The sequence below is a fragment of the Kitasatospora sp. NPDC088160 genome (assembly GCF_044741445.1).
In the GTDB taxonomy this organism is placed as follows: Bacteria; Actinomycetota; Actinomycetes; order Streptomycetales; family Streptomycetaceae; genus Kitasatospora.
Genome location: NZ_JBIUSS010000020.1, coordinates 152,230 through 175,711 on the forward strand (window position 1 = coordinate 152,230; position 23,482 = coordinate 175,711).

Here is a 23,482-nt window from a genome sequence, read left to right on the forward strand (position 1 = left end):
TCAAGCGATGAGGCCACGCGATCCAGATTCAGTTCGAGGTCGGTCCCCGCCGTGTGACGGCGCCGCATCTCTTCGCTGTGGCCGACGGCTTCCTCGCCGTCGGCACCGGCACCGTCCTCATCGCCCGCCATCCACACGGCCGCACCCAGCAGCCACCCGAGACAATAGACCCGTGCGCCAGACCGCCGAGACCAGCGGCCTTGTTCACGCGACCCGGAGGTACCACATGATCAAGCGCCACCAGGTCTACCGCGACTGCGACCCCCGCAGCAGCGTCACCATCCGCATCCTCCGCTACACCCCCGGCGACGTGCGGGCCCTGGTCGTCGACGCCATCACCGGCAAGCGCCAGCGCCAGATTCTCGCCAGCCGCCTCCACGCCAGCGCTGTCACCGCAACCGGGCAACCCCGCCGCAGCGGCTACGTGCTCGTCCAGGACGCCGGGGAGCCGTAGCCGTGACCGCCTACGCCCGCCCTGCACCGCTCTCTCCCTCGCCGAGATCGACCGGCTCGGCGCCGTCCTCGATGGAGCCCGTAGCACCGCGCTCACCGAGGCCGCCGAGCTGATCGAAGCGTTCCCCGCCGACTACGAACTCGTCGAGGCCAACCGCCTGATCGACTAGATCATCCGCACACGGCGGAACCTTCGTCTCGGCTGAACACCACCGCCCGGCCGCGCACGACTCGTCCGGCTGGGCCACCACACCACTGCCCGACCTCGCACCGCGCGCTCCGCCCGCCTCCCCCGGCCAGGACATGGAACCGGCCACGCCGCTGCTGATGCCCCGGCCGGCCCCCCTCCAGGCCTGGTGCCGGCTGTGTCGCCGTTGCGTTTCCGGCGGTCCTGGCCGGCATCCCAGGGCCGCCTGGCGGTGTGTGCTCTCCCCTCCTGGTGCGGCCGGGTGGGGGGCCGGGGTACCTTCCCTCCCCTGTTCCTCGCCTCCTTCCCTCGGAGGCGGGAGGCGGGAGGCGGGTTGCAGGTGCCGTTGCCGCCCTGTCCTGCCCCACCCGCCGGCCAGGGGCCCGTGTGGCGGCACGCCGACCGGGGGCCCTTCCTTGCCCTGACGGTACCCCGGCCAGCACCCCCGAAGGCCGCTCGGCCGGGTGACCACAGCACCCGGTCCCGCCTGGCCGATGGGATGCGGTCCGTGCGGTCCGCTCCGCCAGCCGGGCATCCCACCCGCCCGAGCATTCTGCCCCGGGAACCGGCAGGGCGGTGCCCGCCCCGACCCTGCTCCGGGTGCAGGGGTGTCGCTGGTCGGTGTCCGGCAACCAGGAGGGGGAGGCCCGGTGCGGGGCGGGTGCGCCGCGTCCGGCCGCCCGTTCAAACCCACCCCTCGCCCGGACTGAACGGGCCTGTCACCCACTGGGGTTGGGGTGTTGACCGGCTCCGTCTCGTGGCTACTTTCCTTCCCAGACAGAGCACCCGGCAGCCCGGCGCCCAGCCGTGCCGTACCCGCCCCGGTCCGGGTACGGGCCAACACCGACGGCCTGGACCCCCCTTTCACCCCGAGCGGGGTCCCGGCCGTTCCGCGCACACCACGCACCTGCCTCTCCGTCCCCGTGTCGGGGCCTCTGTCCCGTGCACCCCCGTGCCTTGACCCAGTCGCCCGCGCCACCGACCAGTGAAGGAACCACCAGCCGATGACCGCCCGCCGCCACCTGTCCGATCTCGCGTACGAGCCCGAGTCGGGCGCCGCCGTCTACGAGGCCGTCGCTGCCTGCACCGATTTCTTGAACCAGTGGAGCGAGTACGGTTTTTGCGATCCTCGCACCCTGGCGCTTTACGCCTACCGCGCCGCGGCCGAGGAAGCGTTCGAGGACACCCTCGCCCTTCTGGCCCCCCGCCCCCCCGAGCAGACGGCCGAGTCCCTGGGGCGCGGTTCCCGCATCCGCCACGCCGTTCAGGTCCGGGGCTGGACGCTCGCTCTCACCGCCGCCTCCAGCCACCTGCACGCCACCCTCACCCGCCCCCACCTCCCGGGCCCCGGCCGGTGGCGCGGCCCCGAGCCCGCCCTCGAACTCACCGTCAACGCGCGCCTCACCGACCCCCACACCCCCACCCCGGACCCGGTCCACGCCCACGACCCGCTGCGCCAGCGGGCACTGCGCCTGTGGCAGCGCTGGGCCCACCGCCACCCCGCGGCCCGCTACCAGCCCGGCGGCCTCACCCGGCCCGGCGTCCTCACCGCCGGTCCGTGGCTGATCGCCGTCCACCGCCTGAGCGTGATCGTGGAGCGCCTGCCCGAGTTCGACTGCCCCTGGCACGAGCCCTTCGACGACGGGCCCCACTGCTACCCCGAAGGGTGCACCTGCCCCCGGATCCGGCCCCGGCTGGAGGCCTCCTTGACCCGGCCCGAGCGCCACCCCGAGGAAGCTCCGTTCTGACCGGCCCCACGCCCCGCAACCCCGGGCGGCACCGTGCCCCCCGCCCCGTCCGGCCGGGGTGGGGCGCGGTGCCGCCCCGGCGGTCCACACACACCGACCAACACCATCATGGAGCACCCCATGACCACCGTCACCGTCACCGGTTACCGGCTCACCAGCGCCGCCCGCACGCTCATCTTCGACGACCTCAACTACGATCCCGTGCGTGACGCCCTCACCGACCTGATCAGCGGCGGCCACACCGGCGAGGTGTACCTCTGGGAGAGCGTCGACACGGGCAAGCCAGACCCCTCCATCCCCGGCCGCACCATCACGGACTGGCGCCTGATCACCATCCGCAATCCCGCTCCCCAGCGCTTGCGGCCCGCGCACCGCGCCGACTGCGACGACGACGAGCTCTGCGCGTGCGAGCCGACCGTGCCCGTCCCGCTGCCCGCGTGGTGCAACCTCTTCGCCGGACTCACCCTCAGCCCCCTGTTCCACCTCCACCCCGCCGACCGCGCCCGCCTCACCGCTCTCCAGTGGCCCGCCCCCAAGGACGCCGAAGGGTGGACCTACCCCGACGGCACCACCGCCGGCTGAACACCCCGGCCCGCCGCTCGCCGTCGCGGCCCGGGGTTGACCGGCGCTCAGCCGTTCCTACCGCGCGCCCGCGCGCCCTGCTCCGGGTCACGCGGGCTTTCCCGGCGCGGCATCGGCCGCTGCCGGCCCAGGGAACTGCCGCGACCCTCCCTACCGGCGCCCGGGGTTGACTGGTCGTCTGCCGTTCCTATGGTGTGTCTTGTTCCCGCCCGGCTGCTGTCGAGTGCTGCTGCGCTCCGGTGGTGCGGGATTTCGTCGGCGCCTCCCCACCCCCGTCCACGGGGGTGGGGCTTCCGGCCCGGTTCACCGGCCACCATTCGCCGCGCCTCAGAACCCCGGGGTGCTCACCTGCAAAGGATGTCATGGTATGCATCTGATCGAATTGTTCCCCGTGGTCGTCGCCAGGACCGGCAGCATCCGGTGCAGTTTGCGTCGATCCCCCGGCCTGTGTGTCGCCCGTGCGGGCGACGTCAAAGCCGGGGACCTGGTCATCGCCGCCGCCATCGCCCCGCGGCGCGGGCGCACCCTGCTGCGCACCGACTACTTCACAGGTGGCCCGCACGCCGCCAACCCCAGGACCTGCACCGTAACCGACGATCCCGCCGACGGCCTGGTCATCCTCAGCGACAGCACACCGGCGACCAGCATTCCCCGGCCCGCCGACGCCTTGGTGCTGATTCTGCCCTTCCGGGGCAACCGGACCATGGAGTGGGCCCAGGCCAAGGCGCTGGCGATGGGCGAGCCTCTTCCCGCCCGGCCCCTCGATACCTGGTCTCCCGCCAGCATCCGGAACTACCTGGAGACCGGTGACTACCTCGTTGCCGAAGCCGTCGACACCGACCGTCCCCTGGTGGAGGGCCCGCGATGAACGTGCTGGCCGCCCTGCTGCTGACCGTAGGGCTGTCGGGATCGTGGCGGCCACGGCCGTGCTGCCCACGCTCATCAGGCACCAGCCCCTCCTGCTGATCGCGTTCGACGCCCAGCCGGTCCTGATAGGGCTGCTGTTGTCAGCCCTGGTGGTGTTCTGGCCAGCCCTCCTCGGCGCGGCTTTCCTCAGCATCGTCGCTGACCGTCTCCGATGACCCGGCCGGGACACCCCCGGGCCCTGGGCACTGCCCCGCTCCCACCCAAGAAGTGTGCCGTCCTGCTGCGCCCCGTCCTGCCGTTGTTGCGGCCGGGCGGGGCGCAGTCGTCTGTCCGGCCTGCCCGATTGCCGAGTCCGTCGTGGTAGCCCGGTTCTTCAGGTTCTGTCGTTGCCCGGGCCCGGTGTCGGTCCGATCGCGTCACCGTCACGCGCCCGGCGTCCTGATCCCAACCCGGATGTCCGCTCGCCCGGTTGGGCTTTGTTGGCCGGCTCGCTCATGCGCCTACCTTGCGGCGTCATGGGACCGGCCAGCCACTGACCCCGCCCGCGTCGCCGGTACTGCCGCTGCGCTCCGGGCCGGGCCTGCCAGCTCTGGTCCCGGGGGCTGGAGGGGTTGACCGGCCGTCTGCCGCTCCTACTGTGCGTCCTGTTCCCACCCGGCGGCCGTTGGCCCGTCCCGGCCGTGTTGGGATTCCCCGGCGCCTCCCCGCCCCCTGGGGGCGGGGTCTGGGCCGCCACCGACAGCAGGCACTGGGCGGCCGTCACCGCCGTCGCCGGCCTGATCCGGCTCGGCGAACTCATCCTCGACGACCTGCTCTGACCCGTCCCTCCCGAAGGAGCCCCGATGCGCAAGCCCCATTCCCTGACCAGGGCCTGCCCGCACCGCTGGTGCCGCCCCCTGCACCGCGTCCTCACCACCGAAGGCATCGTCCTCATCGTGGCGATATCCATCCACCAACTGGCCTACCTGGCCTACATGCTGGTGCTCATCGTCCTCGTGAACTCCGTCGTTTCCCTCGCCACCCGGCGCACCGTCGCCGACATGGCGATGGACGACTTCAAGAAGGTCGACCAGGTCAACGTGCGTACCGGCTGGGCGAACCTCGCCGTCAGCCTCGACCTGGCCTTCGCAGTGATCAGCCCGTTCGTTATCGCCGGCGTCCTCCAGGCAGAGCACAACACGATGATCACCACCGCGGTCGGCCAAGGCCCCGCCGCCACCGTCATCGGCACGGTCGTCGGCTGCGCACCCGCCATTCTCTGCCTGGCCGCGCACTACCTCGCCACGAGGCCCCGCCGCCGCAAGCGCGCCCTTGCGCCCGCCACCAACTAGCCACCCACCGCCCGGCCGAGCCGCTCCGGCCAGTACCCCCGAAAGGCTGCCCGGCCGCCCTCGCCCTCCCCCTTTGGTGCGGGCGGCCGGGCTTTCCCCCACCGTCCCCACCTTTCATCCCCTCCCAAGCGGTGGGCTGAGACGCCGCCCGCCGCCCCACCCCGCCCCACCCCGGCCTGTTCCGGCTTCCTGTCGCCGGACTCCGGCCCGGCCACCACCGCTGTCCGCGATCCCTTCCCCTGGAGACGACGATGTCCCGCTACGCCCGTTCACTCGACTCCACCACCTCCACCCAACTGGAGTGGGGCTACGACCGGCCGCTGCACAACGTGTTCGCGTACCTGGTCATCGACGACGACTTCGTCGACGACCGCGGCCTGTACCCGCCCATCACGACCGTCGGCGAGCTGATGCCCGCCATCGCCGACATGCTCACCCGCAACAACGTCCGCCTGCTGACGGACGAGGAGGCCATCTCGATGATGGCGCAACTCATCGCCGACGGCGCCGACGGGGGAACCCTCACCTGACGTCCCCGCCGTCCCCTGCGGACGTGTCCGCTGCGCCCGCCCCCGCCCTGCGCGGGGGCGGGCGCAGGCGTGTCCCGGTCGGCCCAGGTCGGCCCCGGCCCCGGGCCGGGTGTGTGCCATGGCGCTACCGCCCGCCGCAGGCTGCGGCCGGCGTGTCGGGGCCGCCTGCCCCCCAGGCCGTCGCTGTTCCCCAGACCGGTGTCCGACCCGGTCGGATACCACGCAGGCCGGGGGAGCGGCCCGGTGCCGCAGTGGCCGGTATCCGGGCCGGCCGGGTGTCGCGGTGGCCCCAGGGGCGACCGCACAGACTGCGCCAACTCCGACCAATGGCTAGTGGGTTGACCGGACAGCTGTCGTGCCTATCCTCCGTTGCGCCTGCCGGGCCCTACCGCCTGCCCGGGGCCGTGGACGCGCCGCACGGCCGTCCCGTCCTTGCGCGCCGGTTGCCAGCACACTCTGCTGCTCCCCTCGAAGGCAACCATGCTCGACAAGCTCCTCAACGACTTCCTCACGGTGCGGACCCCGAGCAGCATGCTGATCAACAGCCTGTCCCTGTACGGGGCCTTCCACCTGGGACTGCGCTCCGGGCGCCGTGAGGCCGCCGCGCCCAGACCGACGTACACGCCGACGACCAGCCGGCCGTCAAAGCCCTCCACTGACAGATCAGCACCGGAGCCCGGCGGCCCGCCCACCCCTTGGCGGGCCGCCGGACCCTGTCGTTCCGTGGCCCGGCCGCCGCGCCCGTTCGGTCTGGTCGGGTCTGGTCCGTCCGGTTCGGTCCAAGGCCGGGGGTTGACCGGTCGTCTGCCGCCCCTACCGTGGGTCTTGTTCCCGCCCGGCCGCTGTCGAGTACCGACGTGCTCCGGCGGTGCGGGCTTCAACGGTGTCTCCCCGCCCCCCTCCCCCCGGGGCGGGTGGGTCGAGACACCCTCGGCACCCCGCCCACCCCTCACCCCCCCCCGGGGCAGGTTGCAGGTGCCGTTGCCGCCCCGCTCTGTCCGGCCCCACACGCCGAGCAGGGGACCGTGTGGCGGCACGCTGGCCGGGACCCCTGCCCCACCCCCGGGGCAGGCGCCCCGGCCAGCACCCCGAAGGCTGCCCGGCCACTCTCGCTCCCCCTTGACATGGGCGACTGAGCTTCCCCCGGCACCCCGCTCGCCCCACCCCTGCCGCCGGGAGCGGGAACGTGTCGCTGCCCGGGTGCCCGGCAACCAGCAGGGCCAGGCCCGGCACGGGGTGCCGCCACCGCTGCTGCGCCCCACACCCCCCGGCCCGGGTGCGGGGCGGCCCCGCCACCCGGCGTTCACCGCCGTGTCCCAGGGCATGCCGGACGGGCCGCCGCCCTGCCCAAAGCCCCCAGCTGAATCGGGCCCAAGCCACCAGACCACCCCACAACGGTGACGGCCCCCGCCGCACCACGCCAAGCTGCGCGCGACCGTCCACCCGGCCGACGACGGCGGCCTCCAGTTCCGCATCCCCGGACCCGATGACACGTTCGTCCTCATCGGCAGCCCGGTGGACCTTCCCGACCCCGACGAGGCCCCCACCGGCTTCCACACCCAGCTCTACACCCCAGACGGCGACTACACCGACATCCTGCACCGCGGCTGCACCGACCCCACGTGCTGCACCCCGGCCGCCGGCCGACCCGCTCAACCCCCGCACCGCGGCGACCGCCATCGCCACCGCGCTGCGCACCCACGCCGCAACGCTCCCCGCGGTCGTCCCCACCACCGGGCAGATCCTCCACCGGGTCGCCGAGCTCATCGACGCCGACACCGGCCGCACCACCGCCCTCTACAGTCACCCCGTCGTGGTCCCGGGCCGCATGCTCGACTACCTGACCCAGCAGGCCGTATACGGCACCGACCCGCTGTGGTTCGGCAAGCGCTACGCCCACCTCGGCCGCCTGTGCGGCGTCGACGCCGTCACCGCCTGGACCCGGCTCCTCGACGCCGCGCTGAACGCCGTCCGGGGCCTGCTCCGTCCGCTCATCACCAACGCCGCGACGACCCTCGACCCGGACACGGTCCGCGAACTCGCCGACGCCCAGGACCGTCCGGCAGGCCCGCCCAAGGCGCCGTGCGACTGCTACAGCCAGGACCGCGGCGGCCGCTCGCACGACCCCGACTGTGTCGGCTTGCGCACCCCCGCCCCGACTGCCTGACCCCCGCCCTGGTCCGGCCGCTGGTGCGGCTGGTCCCGCCCCCGGAGGAACCCTCGTGAGCAGCCCCGCTGCCCTCGTGCCCTCGCTCTCCCCCTTTGGCGCGGGCGGCCGGGCTTCCCCCGGTACCCCCGCCGAGGGCGGCCGGTAACCACCGGCCGCCACACCCACCCACCACGGAGGATCCCGCCATGACCCACCACCCCGACGACGTCCTCACCGAGTTGTCCAAGAACTGGGTGGCCGCGCAGCCCAGTCCCGCCATCGCGGTACAGCGAGCCCGGTACGAGTTCAACCTCAACTTCGGTCTCCTCGGCGGATTCGCCACCAAACTCCACCGGTTCGAGGCCGCCATCCGCGCCGATGCCCTGGAGCGGGCCGCCGACGAACTGGAGCGCATCGCCGATGAGGCCGAGGCTCGCGTCGCCGAGCACTACGGAGCCGCATCCGCGATCGGCCCCGGCTCGGCCGACATGGTTCGCGAGGCAGCGAAGACCGTTCGCTCGATGACGGCCCGGGCTGACCGGTGACCGACACCACGCCGCCGGCCGACCTCACCGTCCGCAGGGGGCCGGAGGGGTTGACCGGCGGCCTGCCGTCCCCCGCGGTCATATCCCGTTCCTGTTCCCGCCTGGCGGCCGTGAGCCATTCCGGCCGTGCGGGCTTCCCCGGCGCCTCCCCGCCATTCTTCCCCGCACACGGGAGAACATCCGTCTCGGCTGAGCACGACCACCCGGCCGGGCCCCGGGCCGGCGCCGACCCCCGCCCGCCCCGCCGCCTCCGCACCGTCTGCCGTACCGGCGGCCGGGTTCGGGTGCCTTCCCGTGTCCTGCCGGGCCCGGCATACGGGAATCCTGGCGGGGGTTGACCGGCCGGGCGCCAGGCATACCTTCCCTCTCGCAGTGCACCGTGCCGCCTGCTGTTCCGGCGGCCGGGGCGTGCGATCGGGTGCCCGCCCCCGGCCTTGTCCCGCTCACTCCTGGCCGAAGGCGTGCACCCCGGGTACCGACGCCCGCCCGGCACTCCCGGCACGGCGGCCGGTCCCACCGTCCCGCGCCTCGCCGCCGACGAGAACAGGCGAGGTGCGGGACCCCGAGCCTCCGGGCCCCTGAAACCGTCCGCACGGCCCGTCGACTCGATCCCCACCAGGCCCGGCACCGCTGACCACCCCGGCCACCACCCCGGCCACCAGCCGGGCCACCCGGAGCCCGGAGCGGGCCCGGTGACCACCCCGGCCACCCGGCCGGACACCCGACAACGAAGGACCTCATGACCACCCACACCAACCGCCTCCGCCAACTGCTGCGCACCATCCTCGACGCCGCCGAACCTGCGGCCACCATCGCCGCCGGCGCCATCGCAGGCCTCGCCACCTACCGCACCATCAGCACGAACCGACCCACCGAACTGCGCGCCACCCTGGCGCTGGCCGCCGCAGCCCTGGCCGCCACCACCACCGACAACCACATCGCCGACCTCACCGCACCGCTGCGCCGCCGGTTCGCCCTGCACCGCCACCCCCACCCGTCCATCGACACGCTCTCCCACGACGTCCTCGCCACGGCGGCCCGCGACGCTGCAATCCGCTCCTTGCGCATCGCGGCCTACAACAGCTCCCTCAGCCACCCCGACTCCTGGACCGGGCACGCGGACGGCACCGCCACCTCCAAGCTCGCCTCCGGAGCCGTCCTGCGCTTCCAGCCCGCCCACAAGGACCTGCACACCAGCGCCTCGCGTGGCTGGGACGAGCGTTACGACCTGATCGTCGACCACCAGCAGATCAAGATCGAGTCGGTCGCGCAGCTGCATGAGCTCCTGAAGAAGCTGGCCGCGGGCCAGTCGACGAACGAAACGGAGGCCGACGCCGTCGACCCCCTGGGTGACGGCGACGACCGAACCGAACCGCTCGTGTATGAGGACGACGACCAGTGGGCCGACGCCGAGACGGGCGAGGACCCGCAGTGGGACACCGTCGAGGCGATCTGACCACCTCTGCCGCTGAACCGCCGGGCGGGGCACCCGCCCGGCGGTGCCCCACACCTGGCCCAGCCTGGCTTGGCGGGGGAGGGGGCACCCACCCGCCGCCCGGCTGGTGTCTGTCCGGCCGGTGGGGATTCACCGGGGCGGGGGGTATGCCGCGACCGCACCCGGCCACCCGCCCGCCCGCTGCTCGGATTCGGCGGTTGACCCGCCCCGCACCGCGGCTACGTTGCACCCCGGCAAGAGCACCGCGAGCCATCCCACCGCCCGCACCTATCCCGCCCCGCCCCCGGACCACGGGCCCGCCCCCTGACGTCACGAGGAGACTCCGCATGACCGTACACACCCGCCAGTTCCGGCTCCGCGGTTGGACGATCGCGCTCACCACCGCCCGCAGCCGCTTGGACGTCACCCTCACCCGCCCCCACCCCCTGGACCCCTACCGCTGGGACGGCCCCCAACCCGCCCTCGCCCTCACCCTCCACGGTGGCCTGACCGACACCCACGCCACCGACCCGACCCCGGAACGGGTCGACCTGCTGCGCCGCTACCCCCGCCGCCTATGGCAGCGCTGGGCCCACCGCCACCCCGACGCCGCCGATCAGCCCGGCACCCTCACCGTCGGCCCGTGGACCGCCACCCTCGACCGCCGCGGCCTGGACGTGCGGCGCCTGCCCGAGTACGACTGCCCCTGGCACGCGCCCATTCCCGACGACGACTGCTACCCCGAGGGCTGGTGCGGGTGCGCGTCCGTGCCCGATACCCAGCCTGACGCCGACGCGTGCACCTGCCCCCGCATCCGGCCCTGGCTGAGCGCGCGCCTGCTGAGGCCCGAACTCCTCCCGGTGGATCCGCCGTTCTGACCCCCGCGCCCGCTGACGGGGCGACCGCCCCGCCAGCCCTCACCAGCCCCGTCACACCCCCGAATGCGATGCCGACTGCCAGGAGCACGAGCAGTAACCCCGCCTGCTGACGGCTGTGCCCATCCCCGGGCCGGCCTGAGCGCGGCACTGTCGCTGGGCCCGGCCCGCTCTGGTTCGGGGCCGTAGGGGTTGACCAGCGCCCGGCCGGCCCTACGGTGTGGCCTGTTCCCGCCCGGTGGCCGTGACCGCCCCGGCCGCGCGGGCTTCCCCGGGGTGCCTTCCCGCCCCCGCCCCCCGAGACGGGCAAGGCGCCCCTGTGCCGCCCCCGTATCCCCCGGGCGGGGCGGCACGCACGGCGGCCGGGCCCCTCCGACTCCCCCACAGGGGCCCGGCCGCCCACCAACCGGACGACCCGGCGGAAGAGCGGCGAGCGGCCACGGCCTCCCCGCCAGCGACACCCAGGCAAGCACGCAGACCGTCGCCCGCCTGCCCTCACGGCCACGTGACCCGCCCGCGAGCGGCCGCCGGAGCCCAGACCGGTGCCCCTCGGCCCAACACCCAGAACCGCACCGAACCGACAGGAAGGCCACACCATGAGCCGCACGATCACCCTCCACCCGGACGCCCTCGCCGCCCTCACCCCCCACGCGTTCGGAGCGTTCACCGTCGCCGTGTGGGAGGACGGCGGATACCTGGCCAGCTGGGATCACACAGTGACCGGCTGCGCCTGCCTGGTGAGCGTCTGGCCCGAGAACATGGTCAACGACCCCCACGCCCCAGCCGAGTTCATGCCGGCCGGTCCGTGGTCGTACACCGGCCGGTTCGACGTCGCCACCGCGGAAGCCTGCCTCAACCCCGACGACTGGACCAACCCCGACAACCAGGACGACCACCCGACCCCGCACCACGCCCTGGCCGCCGCCCTGGACGAGCACCGAGCCGTGTGCTTCGAATACCGGTTGGCGATCACCCTCTGCCTGAACTGCAACCAGACCAAGCAGTGGCACGGCCCGGAGGGCAGCGTGTTCGCCTGCCAGGACTTCCGGCCCGGCGAGCAGTCGGGCCGCCGCGCATGGGAACGCCAGCGCGAGGAACGCGGACTGCACGTCCCCCGCGACTGACGCCCCGCCAGAGGGGGGAGCACCCCACCCGGCACCCGGCGGCCCGCACACCGACTCAGGCACCACGTCGTTGCGTCCCCGCAGCCGCCCCGTCACCCGGCCTGTCCCGGCCACCACCGCACCGCCCTGCACCCGCCGACCCCGAAAGGCCCCGCCGTGCCCCGCAACCCGGATATTCGTTCCGTGTCCTCCACGATCCGCCCACCCGCGCCGCGTCCCTGCGACAGCTGTCCCTACCGGCGTGACGTCCCCTCGGGGATCTGGGCCGCCGAGGAGTACGACAAGCTCCGCGCCTACGACGCCCCGACAGCAGAACAGCCGACTGCGGTCTTCATGTGCCACCAGACGGACGCCGATAGCCAGGCGCGCCGCGTGTGCGCGGGCTGGGCCGGATGTCACGGCGAGACCCTGCTGACGCCACGGATCGCCCTGATGAAGGGCGTCATGGACGGCTCGACCCTCGAAACCGTGGTCACCTACGTATCCCCAGTGCCGCTGTTCTCCTCGGGAGACGAGGCGGCCGCCCACGGCCAGGCCGACATCGACCGCCCCGGCCCCGAGGCCGACCGCCTGGTCGACAAGATCATCCGCACGCGGCGGCACATCCGCCTCGGCTGAGCACCACCACCCGGCCGGCCGGGCCGCCATGCCACCATCCGATGTCGTGCACCACCCGGCAAGCACGCTTCCCAGCGGCACCTGACATCTCGCCGCCAGGACCGGGTGGCCGCCGCCCCCGAGGCCGGGCCGGACGCCCAGCGCGATGCGGTAGCCCGGCGCACCAACCCGAGGCCCGCGCCACCACCAGGGCCACCACCCGGCCTGTTCCGGCCCCGGCCGCTGCCACACCCGGCAGAGCCCACCGACACGGTGACGTGCCCGCCCCCGCGCTGCGCCCCGGCCCCGGTCCCGGTCGGGTGAGTCTGCCACTCGCCAGGACCACTGAGACCGGCCGCATCACCCGCTCTGCCCGAGCCTGCCCGGCGGTCCGCCCGCGCGGGCCGCTGCTCAGCCCCCAGGCCAGGAACGCCCCGCTGCTCCCCGCCCCTGCCGGTCCGGCAAGCCGGGAGGGGAAACGGCCCGGTGTGGGGCGTGTGTCCCGTGCCCGGCGTACCAACCCCAACCCGGCCGTCCGCCAGCCCGGTTGGCCCGGTTGACCGGCTCCCTCCCGTGCCTACCTTCGGGCACATCGAGACCGGCCAGGCCCCGCCGGGCGAGCGCGTCAACCGCCCCGGCCTCCGTCACCCGCTCCCGCCCCACGGGCCGGAGCCCGGCCGCCGGTCACCCACTCCAGGCCGGGAGCCACATGCCCACACCCACACCCGCATCTACCCCTGCCACCACACCCGCCACCCGCCCCACCGGGCACGAGGATCTCCCCCTCTTCGCCCACGAGGACCTCCCGCTCTTCACCCTCGACACCGACCAGCCCACCACGCCCACGCCGACCCACGAGGACCTGTTCGCCCTCGACGGCCCCGAACTCACCGCCCTCCTCGACTCCCTCACCACAGCGCAACGCGCCCAGCTCGCCGGCCCCTACCCGGCCCGCTGGCTCTACCCGCCCCAGCCCGGCGACGCCCCCCGCGGGGTGAATGTCTGCGCCGGATGCGGCGGCGGCTGCGCCGGACTGCGACTGGTCCTCGGCGTCGAAGCCGACATGGTGTGCATTGAGCTGAAGAAGGACCCGGCTGCCACCAGCACAGCCGCCGGATGCACCGTCATCCAACAGGACATCAAGACGCTCGACCCCCGCCACCCCACACTGCGCTGGACCCGCCGCGTCATGTGCACGATGCCGTGCATCGACTGGACCCGCGCCGGTCGCGGAGCCGGTCGCGACGCCTCCAACCTCGAAATCCTCCTCGACGCGATCGACCAGGTCGGCGCCCACATGGGAAACGTGTGGGTCGACGGGGCAGAAGTCTGCACCCACGACGACCCCGCCGACTGCGACGACAACTGCTACGACCACATGATCGAGCCCTCCGGCGCCCCCATCACCGAACTGTGGGAACTGGTCGACGACATGACCGCCGACACCGCCGGACTCATGCTCGCCCCGGTCATCTGGATCCTGGGCCTGCGCTCCATCGGCGCACCGGTCGAGTCCATCGTCATCGAGCAAAGCTCCGCCCTGCCGGAAGACGTCCAGGACTACATCCAGAGCGAACTATGGATCGCCGGATGCGAGTCGGTGCAGTGGGCAGACCTGGACGCCGCCGACTTCGGCTCACCCAGCAACCGCAAACGCGCCATCATGTCCGCGCACTGGTACCGCAGCCCCGGCCCGGTCACCATCCCCGGGATCCGCACCAACGCCGCCCTCGTACTCGGCTGGCCAACGGACACCCGCATCAACACCCGGGGCGAACGCAAGACCAGCGGCGGCAACGTGTTCACCCTGAACCGCACCATCCCGGCCGTGACCGGGAAAATCCGCGGCTGGTACTGCCAGGAGACCGGACGCCGGTTCACCATCCCCGAAGTGTGCGCACTGGTCGGCTTGCCCCGCCACCACCCGGTGACCGGCTCCCGCACGAGCCAGTGCCAGCAACTCGGCGACATCCTCTCACCGCTGGTCTCCGCCGCCGTCTGGGGCACCCTGCTGGGCCTGCCCTGGCTCGACATGCTCCGCACCTACCTCGCCCAGATCTACCCGACCGTCCACAGCCAACCCACCGCGGCCATCCTGTACAACCCCGCCCCCGCCCCCACCCGCCCCGCCCCGGCCGTCACCGACGCCGACATCCTGCGCCTGTTCGCCCAGGGCGACTACCCGCGCCTCCGCATCCAGACCCACCCGACCACCCCGCACTGACCAACCCCACACCGTCACCCTGCCCGGCCGCCAGTCCCACGGCGGCCGGGCACCGCCATGCGCACCCCCGGCCAGCAACCACCCCCTGTCTCACCCACCCCACCGGGCCCGCGCCACCGCGCCAGCAGACCGCCCGTCCCCGGCCGCGTCAGCTCGCCGGCGGCCGCCGCATCCACGGCGCGGCCGGACCCCCCGGCCCGGGCGGGGCAGCGACGGGCCCCGGCTGCGCAACCGCACCTGGCCCCGGTTGCCCGGGCGCCACCGGATACCCGCCCGCCACCGGATATCCCACCCCCGCCACCGGCTGCGCCACCACCACCTGCGGCGCGGCTCCGTCCACCAGCGCCCCCGTCCACCCGTCCGCCACCGCTACAGCGACGTGAAACGCCAGCCGCACCGACGACTCCACCACCACACTGGTGTTCTCACCCACCAGCACCACCCGTTCCCGCCCCATCACCTTCCGATAGGACACCAGACGCATCCCGTGAACCAGCGGACCGTCCTGCCCCTCCTCCACAACCTCGAGCGCACCCCCCAGCCACGTCGGGTCCAACTCACCCGCCGTCACCTCGGACACCCGCGCCATCACCGCACCTCCTTCACACCGTCCACCACCCCGGCCCCCCGCGCGGCCTCAGGCACCACAGGCCCGCCGCCACCCCCGCCCGGCCTCTCCACCCCGGCCCCCACCGGCCGCCCCGTCACCAGCCCGCCCCCGCCCAACAACGCCCCCACACCAGACCCAACCAACTCGCCACCACCCCCCGCCGCCCGCCGTGCACCGGACCCCGACCCGCCCGCCACCCCCGCCGCGAACCCGCCTCGCCCGCCGCCCGCCGCCTTCACCTGCGCGAGCATCCGCCGCAACTCACCCACCTCCACACCGAGCCGGTCCGCGACCTCCTCCTCACGAACCCCCACCCCCCGCACCTGAAGACCCCGCATCCGCGCAGCCACCCGCGCACCCTGCTCCCACCCCTCACGCCGCGCCTGATCCCGCGCCGCCTCCAGCCTCTCGATCTGCTGGTCGATGACCTCCACCGCCTTGCCGGTGCGTTCCTGAAGCGTCAGGAACTCCTCCGCACCCTGGACCAGTGCCACATCACGGGCCTCGTACATGGCCCGCAGCTCACGCGCCCGCCGACGAGCCGCCACCGACGCCACGGCGCCGCGCTCAACCGCCGCCCCCTTCGCCATCCCACATACCCTTTCCGCCAGGAGCCCCGGCACGAACCGGCACCCCGCCACAGGCACACACGCCCCACACCGGGGCGCCGCACCAGTCCAGGCAACCGGCCACCGCCGCCCGGCGAAAGGACACAGACCCCCGGATCCCGTCAGACGGGATCCGGCCCGCACGGCGACCGGCGAAGTTCCCGCCCGGCCGCACACCGCACCCACCCACCCCCACCCGGCCCGTGCCGGCGAGCACACGCCCCCGCCTGCGCGAACACCCGCCACCCGTACGCCGAAGCCACCACCGGACACGGCACCCCACAGTCGTGGCGGCCGCCAGTCAGGGGGCCGACTTCCCAACACCTCTTGCATCTTCGAGGTGTCCCTGCGGAGCCTGGCGGCGTGATGGAAGCCCATACGTTCACCCCGGGCGACGGCTGGCTGTACTTCAAGAACCAGATCGCCGCGGGTGACGAGCCCCGCAGACGGGGCCGCGACCTGGCTTCCCAGCAGCGTGAGCGGGGCGTTCCGCCGGGCCGTTGGGCGGGACGCGCGGCCGCCCTGCTCGGCGTGGAAGGGGAGGTGACGGAGGCGCAGATGCGCTCGCTGTTCGGCGAGGGCCTGCACCCACGCGCCGACGCGATCACGGCCGAGCGGCTACGCGACGGAGCGACGGTCCGCCAGGCCATGCGTGCGGCCAGGCTCGGCGCGGCGTACTACCAGTTCGGGAAGACGCCCACCGAACTGGCCAAAGCGGTGCAGGAACAGATCGACCGATTGGAGAAGCAGCACGGGCGGGCCCTGACCGATACGGAGCGCCGGCAGGTGCGCTGGAAGATCGGCGGCAAGGCGTTCCGCGCAGAGTACGGGCGCGACCCCGCCGACGGCCCGGAACTGGGCCGCTACATCGCCGCCCGGATGAAGCCGGCACGCCAGCCCGTCGCCGGCTACCACGCGGTCCTGCAGGCCCCGGCCAGCGTCCAGGTCCTCCTCGCGGCAGGCGACGACACCACCGCGGCCGCCGTCCTGGCCGCCCACGACCAAGCCGTGGCCGCCACCCTCGCGTGGATCGAGGACCACGCGCTGGCCACCCGTACCGGGCCGGGCGGCGTCGCTCAGCACGACGTCACCACCGGCCTGGTGGCCGCCCGCTTCCGGCACTTCGACTCCCGGGCCGGACAGGCCGGACTGCACGACCACGTGCTGATCGCTAACAAGGTGCAGGGCCCCGGCGGGCGGTGGCGAACCATCGACGGCCGGCTGTTCCTCTCCCAGGTCGTCGCCGCGTCCGAGCTCTACAACGAGGAGGTCCTGCGCCGGGTCTGCACTGCCCTGGACCTGGTGGTGGAGGAACGCCCCCGCCCCGACGGGCGGCGCCCCGTGATGGAGATCGCCGGGATCGGCCCCGACCTGGTCGACGCGAACTCGGCACGCGCCCGGCAGGTACGCCAGCGCCTGCCCCACCTGGTCGCCGCCTACCGGGCCCAGCACGGCAAGGAACCGACCCTTCCTGCGCGCCTGGCCCTGATGCGCCAGGCCACCCTCGAGAGCCGCCCGCCCAAGAAGCAGACCCGCCCGCTCGCGGCGCTGCGCGAACACTGGCACGCCTCGATGGCCGCCGCGTTCGGCCGCCCCCGCACCGACGGCCTGCTGGCGGACGCCCGTACGCTCGCTCGCCAGGTACTACGCCAGGAGGCAACGCCCAGCCTGGACGTGGACGCGGCCGCCCGCGAAGTGGTGGCCGCCGTCTCCCTGCACCGCGCCGTCTTCGGACGCCGCCATCTGCTGGCCCAGGCCCGCCGCCACGTCACCCGCACCACCCGTGGCCGCGCAGGCGAGGGCTGGGCCGAGACCATCACCGACCACGCACTGGCCCGGCTGTGTCTGGACCTCACCCCGCCCGACATCAACCCCGCCTTCGCGCCACTGCAGCGCCCCGACGGCTCCAGCGTCTACCGCCGACGCGGCGCCGAGCTCTACACCACCCCCCAGATCCTCGCCGCCGAGGACGCGATCGTCGCCGCCGCACACCGCCGCACCGGCCCGGCCTGCGGCGAGCGCACCTTCGAGCGCGCCGCCGCCCGCCACAAGGGCCCCCTGGACGCCGGACAACGCGCCATGGCCAAGACCTTCGCCACCTCCGACCGCGCCCTGGTCGCCGCGATCGGACCGGCCGGCGCGGGCAAGACCACCGCCCTGCGCCTGGCCCACGCCGCCGTCACCGCGGCCGGCCACCACACAATGGCACTCGCCCCCTCCGCCCGCGCCGCCCACGTCATGGCCGAGGAACTCAGCGCTCCCGCCCACACCCTCCACTCCTGGCTGCGCCGCCAACGCCTCGCCGACGCCGGCAAGCTCCTCCTGCCCCGCGCCGAGCGCCTGCGCCGAGGCGACGTGATCATCGTGGACGAAGCCGGCATGGCGGCCACCAGCCACCTCGCCGCCATCGTGCGCCACGCCGCCAAGGCCGGAGCCCACGTCCGCCTGATCGGCGACCCCGCCCAACTCGCCGCCGTCGAAGCAGGCGGCGCGCTGCGCCTGCTCCAGAGCGAGGTCGGCGCCGTCCACCTGACCGCCGTCCACCGCTTCCGCCACCCCGAAGAAGCCGACGCCTCCCTCAAACTGCGCGACGGCGACCCCACGGAGGCGTTCACCTGGTACCGCCGCCAAGGCCGCGTCCAGGGCGGCACCACCACCGCCATGGCCGACGCCGTCTTCACCGCCTGGCGCCGCGACCTCACCGCCAAACGCACCCCGCTGATGACCGCCCCCGACCGAGACCTGGTCGCCGCCCTCAACCGCCGCGCCCAGGCCTGGCGCATGGACAGCGGCCAACTCCTCAAACCCTCCCGCTGGCGCCCCCGCCCGGCCCGGCTGCGCGACGGCCACCACGCACACGTCGGCGACCTCATCGTCACCCGCCAAAACCAGCGTCGACTCACCTGCCGCGCCGGCCGAGACTTCGTCAAGAACGGCGACGTATGGGCCATCGAGCGCTACACCCCCACCGGCGACGCCATCGTGCGCCACACCCAGCACCGCGGCCGCCTCACCCTGCCCGCCGACTACCTCACCGAGCACTGCGAACTCGGCTACGCCTCCACCATCCACCGCGCCCAGGGCATGACCGTCACCCGCTCCCACGCCCTGCTGACCACCGGCACCTCCCGCGAGGCCGCCTACGTCGCCGCCACCCGCGGCCGCACCGGCAACCACCTCTACATCGCCCTCGAACACGACCAGACCCTCGACCAGGCCCTGACCCGGATCGCCACCTACAACTCCTTCTCCCCAAGCGCCCGCCAGACCATCCGCGACGAGCAGCAACGCGCCTGGGGCATCAAACAACTGACCGCCGAGTACGCCGACGCCACCGAACAGGCCGCCCGCCTGCGCTACGCCGCCGCCGCCCGCCACGCACTCGGCACCGCCGCCGACCCACTGTTCGCCGACGACGCGCTCACCGCCATCGCCAACGCCCTCGCACGCGCAGAACGGGCGGGCTTCACCCCCGAACGGATCCTGGCCGCCGCCTACCACGAAGGCCCGCTCACCGGCGTGGACGTGCCCGGCGCGGTCCTCGCCTGGCGCATCGACCGCCGCCTGCGCACCGCCCGCGCCGCCGAAGCCCAAGCCGACGCGGACCCCCACCCCAACACCCGCCTGCTGCGCACCCTCACCGACACCCAACTCGAACGCATCGTCCTGCTCGCCGAACAGCACCGCGCCCGGGCCCTGACCGAACTGCACGCCGCCGACGCCCAGAGCGCCGCCACCCCGAAACCCGTCACCGCCCACGGCCGCCGCCACCCGCCCTGGCCCCACCGCCCCTACGGCACCTTCACCCCCGGCCAGCTCGCCGACCGGCTGCGCGCCACACGCCGCGCCGTCCTGCGGGCCGGCGACGAAGGCGACCACCAGGCGGAGCTCACCGCTGTGGAGGACCTGGTGCGCCTGCGTGAGGAACAGACACTGCGCCGCCAGATGCCCTGGCGCGACCGCTCCCGGGAGGACTACCAGCGCGCCCGCCCCGGCTCGCCGGCCACCGCGCCCGACCCCGCCGCGGCGGCCGCCGCCGACGCCGCGCGGGCGCGCGAGCGCACCGCGTCGGCCCGCGACGCCTGGCAGCGGGCCGAGGCCGTCACCGCCCGCGCCAGCGCGGAGCGGCACCTGCGCCGACTACTGCCCGACCACCCGCCCGCCCACGACGACAGCACGGACCTGCCCGACTGGCTCACCCCCACCGCCGCCCTGAACGACCCGCACACCCCCGCCCACTGGCGCCGCCACCTCACCGAACGCCGCGACATCCTCGACCGTCACCTCGCCGCCCACGGCGCCCTGCTGGCCGACGACACCCCCGCCTGGGCCGCCCCGCTCGGCCCCCTCCCACCCCCGCAGGCCGGCCGCGCCCTGCGCACGCGATGGGAACGCACCGCCGCCCTCACCGACGCCTGGCGCACCCTCCACCAGGTCCCCGCCCACGAGGCGGGCCTGGGCCCCCGCCCCGAAGCCGCCGAACACGCCGCCGCCTGGAACGCCCTCGACGCCCGCATCCGCGCCCTGCACCACGCCACCCGCACCGCCCACCAGCCCCACCCCGCACCGCAACCCGACACCCTCACCCGCCAGACCCTCGAACAACTCGCCCAACTGCGGCTGCTGCGCACCGCCCGCACCCCCGATCCCGTGGCGCCGCCCCGGCCCGCGCCCCCCGCCGGACCCGCCACCCCCGTGCCGGCCGGCCGCACCACCCCGGCGCCGGCCCTGCTGCCACAGGCCGAACGCATGTCCCAGGAAGCCCTGGGCGCAGCCCTGGCCGGACAGAAGGCACCCGAGGAATGGGTCGAGCAGATCCCCGCCCCCGACGAGGACGACACCGCCCAGCAACACCTCTACCGGCGCCTGGTGGCGGCCGTCGCCGACTGGCGGCTGCGCCAGGGCGTCAGCGGCACCGACCCGCTTGGCCCGCCCCCCGAGACCGACCGCGCCACCGAGTGGCAGCACCTGTCCAAGGCCCTCGACCTCTACCGCACCTCCCGCATCAACGACCGCCTGCAACTGCTGCGGGTACGGCGCGAAGCCGACCGCGAACGCCTGGAGGCCGCCGCCCAGCAGGCCGCCCAGACCGGCGCCCGCACCACCAGCGGACCGCCCTCCCGCCGGACGAGCGGCAAACCCTCCCGCCCCCGCCGCACCGGCCGCCGCCGACGGTGAAACACCCGCCCGCCGGGTACCGCGCGATCCCGCCAGATGGGAGAGAGCGCCCACCGCTCCCGCCCACCGGGACCAGGACGCCGCCACGATTGCGGCCGCCCGCAGCGCCCGCGCACGCTCGCCTTCCCACCCCCGCAACCGATCCCGCCACCAGAAGAATTGGGGAAGGCCGTTGACCGCGCCGCAGCCCGAACCCGTGCACTACGCGCTCACCACCGTCTACACCGACCCCTTCCTCGGCGGCACGGACGGACCCTCGATGCTCACCACCGACCCGGCCGCCGCCGCGCACTTCTTCCTCGACACCGACCGCCCGGGCCACCTGGAGGTCATGGCCCACGCCACCGGGCCCGACACCACCCTGGTACCGGTCAGGCCGGGTGAGATCGTGGAACGGGCACTGGAAGAACTGCCCCCGGACGACCCACGCCGCCACACACTGCACTCGGCGCAGGCCGACTGGCTCGAGAACCGCCTCTGGGACGGTCAGGACGAACCGTTCGGCACGGCCCCCGGCGGCCCGGACTGGACGCGGGCCGGGGCAGCCTGGGGCGGCGCGTTCACCACCCTGCCCGGCGCCGACGTCCTCACCGAACTCGCCTCGCGCCACCCGGCAACGGAAGAAGCACACGGGCCGCTGGTGATCACGGCGCTACGCACCGCCCGCGCGATCCGCCAGGCCCACGGCCGCGCAGGCGGGGCCGACCGGCAACTGCTCGCCGCGAACTGGCGGATCCTGAACTCGGTGCGGCCGGCCAGCGAGGAACCCGCGCTCCGCGCCGCGGCCACCTGGTACCTGGAGCGCCTGGCCGACCTCGACCCCGTCACCGCACGGCACCCCGACGGCCTCACCGACGCCCAACGCGCCTGTTGGCGCGAGGCCGCCATCGACCTGCAACGCGACCTCCTCGTCCTAGACTCGGCCCGGCACCCCGCCCGGATCCAGGCGTTCACCGCCCGCGTGTCCACCCAACCCGCCGACCCGGCCCCGGACGGCGCGGCCCACCCCGAGGAGGAGAGGGCGGACCGCCAGCGCCTGGAGGCCGCTCTCACCGGAGCCTTCGAGCACCTGCCGCTGGACGGCGCGGTACGCGAGAGCGTCGAAGCCGTCGCCGCCCGCGTCCTGAAACCGCCGCCGCTCCTGCCACTGCCCGCACAGCCCGCCGGCGACGCCGACGCCGCCCTCCACTGGCGCCGGCGGGTGCCCTCCGCGCAACGGGCGGCCGCCGACGCCGACGACGCCCTCACCCAGGCCTACACCTACGTCGCCCAGGCCTACCACCAGACCCGCGGCGACGCCCTGCCCTCCGTCGCGCACGGAAGCACCACCCTCGCACGGACCCTGGCCGTGGAGACCACCGGGCGTCACGCCGTCCTGGGCCGCATGCTCGTCCTCGCGGACGCCGAACGCGCCGCCACCGCCCACGAGCCGCGCCTGCACGCCGACGCCCAGGCCACGGCCGACGCGGCCCGCGCCGAGGCCCAAGACCGGGGCCTTCACCCGATGGAGGTCCACTACGCCGCGCAGGTCGCCTACACGGCGACCTTCGACGCCGGGCGCTCCCTCCTCGACGAGGCCCTCACCGAGCAGCGCCTTACGGTGCGGGCCACCATCGCTGCGCACTTCCCCCGCCCCGACTACCGCCTGCGGGACATCCTGGTGGGCAGCATCGACCACCAGGCCGTCACCCGCGCGCACAACGCCGTCACCGTCCTGGTTGGCGCGCTGGACGACCTGCTCGCCCGGGACCGCGACCCCGGCGAACACCCGCGGCCCACCGCCGAGCAGATCACCCGGGCCCGTTCCCGCGTCGACGCGGCCTCCAGGCGCCTCGACGGTGTCATCCGCAAGGACAGACCCGCGATGGTGGCGGCACTGGGGGCCCTGGAAGCGGTCATGAAGATGCCCGCACCGCCCCCGCAGGACAGCGACGGCACCGCCCGGCTGACCCGCCACCGTGAGCAGCTCACCGAACGGCTCACCGGCACCGTCCCGGCCGCCGGTACCGGCCCGCAGGCCGCCACCACCCCAGCAGGGCCGCGCCCGGCCCGCGACCTGCCCCGGCAGGCCACCCGCCCCACCACCGCGAACCGAGGAATGCGATGACCCGCCGTGAAGACCGCCAGGCTACGCGGCGCGACTGGATGGAACGCGCCGTCTGCCGCGAAGAGGACCCGGAACTGTTCTTCCCCATCGGCAACCGGGGCCAGGCCCTGCTGCAGATCGAAGAGGCCAAGGCCGTGTGCCGACGCTGCCCCGCGCGCCCCCAATGCCTGCTGTGGGCCTTGGAGACCCACCAGGAGACCGGCGTGTGGGGAGGCGTCAGCGAGGACGAACTGCGCGCCATCCACCGCCGAGCCGCCCGGGAACGGCGCAAGGCCAAGGACGCCAAGGACACAGGCCAGGACGGGCAGCGCCCGCATTCCCCCGCACCTGCC

At 74.3% G+C, this 23,482-nt stretch carries 19 protein-coding genes and 1 pseudogene; 18 read left to right on the plus strand and 2 right to left on the minus strand.

All coding sequences use genetic code 11. The features are described from left to right. The first annotated feature begins 172 nt into the window (after window positions 1-172). The 15 genes from ACIOGZ_RS28970 (at window position 173) to ACIOGZ_RS29040 (ending at window position 14,647) form a co-directional block, all read left to right on the plus strand. Window positions 173-454, plus strand: coding sequence for a hypothetical protein (locus ACIOGZ_RS28970; protein WP_400988106.1), 282 nt, complete (start codon window positions 173-175; stop codon window positions 452-454). Window positions 455-1,644: 1,190 nt separating this feature from the next. Further along, a complete protein-coding gene (locus tag ACIOGZ_RS28975; protein WP_400988108.1) occupies window positions 1,645-2,388 on the plus strand; it encodes a hypothetical protein in 744 nt (247 codons plus the stop codon). A 120-nt stretch (window positions 2,389-2,508) separates the two neighbouring features. Further along, complete coding sequence (locus tag ACIOGZ_RS28980) at window positions 2,509-2,970, plus strand: hypothetical protein (RefSeq protein ID WP_400988110.1); 462 nt, start codon at window positions 2,509-2,511, stop codon at window positions 2,968-2,970. A 367-nt stretch (window positions 2,971-3,337) separates the two neighbouring features. Next, window positions 3,338-3,838, plus strand: a complete 501-nt coding sequence (locus ACIOGZ_RS28985) for a hypothetical protein (RefSeq protein WP_400988112.1) — start codon at window positions 3,338-3,340, stop codon at window positions 3,836-3,838. Between the two features lie 43 nt (window positions 3,839-3,881). Continuing rightward, entirely contained in the window at window positions 3,882-4,052 is a 171-nt protein-coding gene (locus tag ACIOGZ_RS28990) for a hypothetical protein (RefSeq protein WP_400988114.1), read from the plus strand. Between the two features lie 465 nt (window positions 4,053-4,517). Next, a complete protein-coding gene (locus tag ACIOGZ_RS28995) occupies window positions 4,518-4,655 on the plus strand; it encodes a hypothetical protein (protein ID WP_400988115.1) in 138 nt (45 codons plus the stop codon). 24 nt (window positions 4,656-4,679) lie between these two features. After that, entirely contained in the window at window positions 4,680-5,168 is a 489-nt protein-coding gene (locus ACIOGZ_RS29000; RefSeq protein WP_363631610.1) for a hypothetical protein, read from the plus strand. A 251-nt stretch (window positions 5,169-5,419) separates the two neighbouring features. Beyond that, a complete protein-coding gene (locus ACIOGZ_RS29005; RefSeq protein ID WP_400988117.1) occupies window positions 5,420-5,698 on the plus strand; it encodes a hypothetical protein in 279 nt (92 codons plus the stop codon). A gap of 1,486 nt (window positions 5,699-7,184) precedes the next feature. Continuing rightward, entirely contained in the window at window positions 7,185-7,865 is a 681-nt protein-coding gene (locus ACIOGZ_RS29010) for a hypothetical protein (protein ID WP_363631617.1), read from the plus strand. A gap of 188 nt (window positions 7,866-8,053) precedes the next feature. Next, window positions 8,054-8,392 carry a hypothetical protein gene (locus ACIOGZ_RS29015; protein ID WP_363631619.1) on the plus strand — a complete coding sequence of 113 codons (339 nt, stop codon included), beginning with the start codon at window positions 8,054-8,056 and terminating at the stop codon, window positions 8,390-8,392. 739 nt (window positions 8,393-9,131) lie between these two features. Beyond that, window positions 9,132-9,848 carry a hypothetical protein gene (locus tag ACIOGZ_RS29020; RefSeq protein WP_400988120.1) on the plus strand — a complete coding sequence of 239 codons (717 nt, stop codon included), beginning with the start codon at window positions 9,132-9,134 and terminating at the stop codon, window positions 9,846-9,848. Between the two features lie 326 nt (window positions 9,849-10,174). Next, window positions 10,175-10,705, plus strand: coding sequence for a hypothetical protein (locus ACIOGZ_RS29025; RefSeq protein ID WP_400988122.1), 531 nt, complete (start codon window positions 10,175-10,177; stop codon window positions 10,703-10,705). A 593-nt stretch (window positions 10,706-11,298) separates the two neighbouring features. Further along, complete coding sequence (locus tag ACIOGZ_RS29030) at window positions 11,299-11,826, plus strand: hypothetical protein (protein WP_363631623.1); 528 nt, start codon at window positions 11,299-11,301, stop codon at window positions 11,824-11,826. Window positions 11,827-12,009: 183 nt separating this feature from the next. Then, window positions 12,010-12,444: a DUF6283 family protein gene (locus tag ACIOGZ_RS29035; protein WP_400988124.1), complete on the plus strand. Its 435-nt coding sequence runs from the start codon at window positions 12,010-12,012 to the stop codon at window positions 12,442-12,444. A 688-nt stretch (window positions 12,445-13,132) separates the two neighbouring features. Further along, complete coding sequence (locus tag ACIOGZ_RS29040; protein WP_363631627.1) at window positions 13,133-14,647, plus strand: hypothetical protein; 1,515 nt, start codon at window positions 13,133-13,135, stop codon at window positions 14,645-14,647. Window positions 14,648-14,795: 148 nt separating this feature from the next. Here the strand turns inward: ACIOGZ_RS29040 and ACIOGZ_RS29045 are convergent, their stop codons facing one another. Together ACIOGZ_RS29045 and ACIOGZ_RS29050 are read right to left on the minus strand one after the other, a co-directional pair. Next, window positions 14,796-15,236: a hypothetical protein gene (locus tag ACIOGZ_RS29045; protein WP_363631629.1), complete on the minus strand. Its 441-nt coding sequence runs from the start codon at window positions 15,234-15,236 to the stop codon at window positions 14,796-14,798. Beyond that, window positions 15,236-15,847 carry a hypothetical protein gene (locus ACIOGZ_RS29050; RefSeq protein ID WP_400988127.1) on the minus strand — a complete coding sequence of 204 codons (612 nt, stop codon included), beginning with the start codon at window positions 15,845-15,847 and terminating at the stop codon, window positions 15,236-15,238. Before ACIOGZ_RS29050 ends, ACIOGZ_RS29045 begins: the two co-directional genes overlap by 1 nt. Before the next feature lie 384 nt (window positions 15,848-16,231). Between ACIOGZ_RS29050 and mobF the strand changes: the two genes are divergently transcribed. The 3 genes and pseudogenes from mobF to ACIOGZ_RS29065 form a co-directional block, all read left to right on the plus strand. After that, complete coding sequence (gene mobF, locus ACIOGZ_RS29055) at window positions 16,232-21,043, plus strand: MobF family relaxase (RefSeq protein ID WP_400988174.1); 4,812 nt, start codon at window positions 16,232-16,234, stop codon at window positions 21,041-21,043. A gap of 172 nt (window positions 21,044-21,215) precedes the next feature. Next, window positions 21,216-23,150, plus strand: a complete 1,935-nt coding sequence (locus ACIOGZ_RS29060) for a hypothetical protein (RefSeq protein WP_400988129.1) — start codon at window positions 21,216-21,218, stop codon at window positions 23,148-23,150. Beyond that, window positions 23,147-23,434: pseudogene (locus ACIOGZ_RS29065) on the plus strand (WhiB family transcriptional regulator); the annotation flags it as partial. The gene ACIOGZ_RS29060 and the pseudogene ACIOGZ_RS29065, both read left to right, overlap by 4 nt. Between the last annotated feature and the right edge of the window lie 48 nt (window positions 23,435-23,482).